This is a genomic window from Mesorhizobium sp. P3_A2, from assembly GCF_056403115.1.
In genome coordinates this window covers 1-1482 of sequence record NZ_JBFUGC010000044.1, presented here as the reverse complement: position 1 = coordinate 1482, position 1482 = coordinate 1, and the positions used below count along the sequence as shown (strand labels likewise).

The following is a 1482-nucleotide window of genomic DNA, read 5'->3' as shown; positions in this document are numbered from 1 at the left end:
GAGTTCGACCGCGCGCGCTTCGCCTCGGCGTGGAATGCGATCGTAGCGCGCCACGACGCGCTGCGGACGCGGTTTTCGTGGCGCGACGGCGAGCCGCTTCAGTGGGTTGAGCCGGTGGCCAAACTTCCGCTTGTCTGGTTGGACTGGAGCGACGATCCGGCGGGCCGGCTGGAAGAGCATCTGCGCGAGGATCGGCGGCGCGGCTTCGCGCTCGACCGGGCGCCGCTGGCGCGCGTGGCGGTCGGGCGCGCCGGGCCGGGGCGCCACTGGCTGGCGCTGAGCTTTCATCATCTGATCCTCGACGGCTGGTCGCTGGCGATCGTGCTTTCGCAATGGTTAAGGCTCTATGAGGACGCGGGCGCCGCACTGGCCCCGGTGCGGCCCTTTGCCGACTATCTGCGCTGGCTCGACCGGCGCGACGACGACGAGGAGTTCTGGCGGCGCGAGTTCGGCGATCTGACCGAGCCCACGCGGCTACGGCTGGAGGGGGCGGCGGGCGAGCGGGGGCCGGCGGAGCAGCGGCTGGCGCTGAGCGAGGAGGCGACCGCGCGGCTGCAGGCGGCGGCGCAGCGCGCCCAAGTCACGCTGGCGACCCTGATCCATACGGCCTGGGCGAAGGTTCTGGCGCGGCTCGGGGGCGGGCGCGAGGTCATCTTCGGGGTGACGCTTTCGGGGCGGCCGGCGGATTTGCCGGGCGTGGAGGGAATGGTCGGGCTGTTCATCAACACCCTGCCGCTTCGCGTTTCGGCCGACGCGTCGCTGGCGCAGGTGCAGCGTAAGCGTCTGGAGCTGGAGGCGCGCCAGCATACGGCGCTGACGCGCGTGCAGAGGCTGAGCGGGCTCGGCGGCCAGCCGCTGTTCGATACAATCGTGGTGGTGGAGAACTATCCGGTGGACCGGGCGCTGCTCGAAGCGCCGGGCGGGCTGCGGCGGGCCTTCGGCCTTCGGATGCGGCGGCGCTTGCGACGTGGAACCGGACGGAGGCGGTTTACGCGGGGGGCTGGGTTCACGAGCAGGTTCTGGAGCATGTGGCGTTGCGCCCGGAAGCGACGGCGGCCTGCGACGATGCGGGCGGGCGGCTGAGCTACCGGGAACTTGGGGCGCGCTCGGGGGCGCTGGCGGCGGAGCTGGGGCCGGGGGTGGAGCGGATCGCCGGGGTGCTTCTGGAGCGCACGGTGGATCTGCCGGCGGCGCTTCTGGGAGTGTTGCGGGCGGGCTGGGCCTATCTGCCGCTCGATCCCGAGGACCCGCCGCAGCGGCTACGCGAACTCCTGGAGGGCGCCGGGGCCGGGGCGGTGCTGACGGAACGTCGGCTGGAGGATCGGCTCGGCGGCTGGATCGGGCGGCGCCTCTACGTGGAGGAGCCGCGCCCGCCGGCCGACCCGCCCCCGGCGGCACTGGCGGGGGAGAACCTCGCCTATGTCCTCTACACCTCCGGCTCCACCGGAAAGCCCAAAGGCGTAATGGTAAAGGCGTAATGGT

General features: G+C 72.5%; 2 protein-coding genes. Both read left to right on the top strand.

Going from position 1 to position 1482, the window contains the following annotated elements:
• A partial coding sequence (locus tag AC1DXM_RS31905) for a condensation domain-containing protein (RefSeq protein WP_477239529.1) occupies positions 1-1083 on the top strand: 1083 nt, incomplete at its 5' end.
• The gene (locus AC1DXM_RS31900) at positions 1035-1478 is read left to right on the top strand and encodes an AMP-binding protein (protein ID WP_477239527.1); all 444 of its coding nucleotides are present in this window, start codon (positions 1035-1037) and stop codon (positions 1476-1478) included. The genes AC1DXM_RS31905 and AC1DXM_RS31900, both read left to right, overlap by 49 nt.
• Positions 1479-1482: the final 4 nt, after the last annotated feature.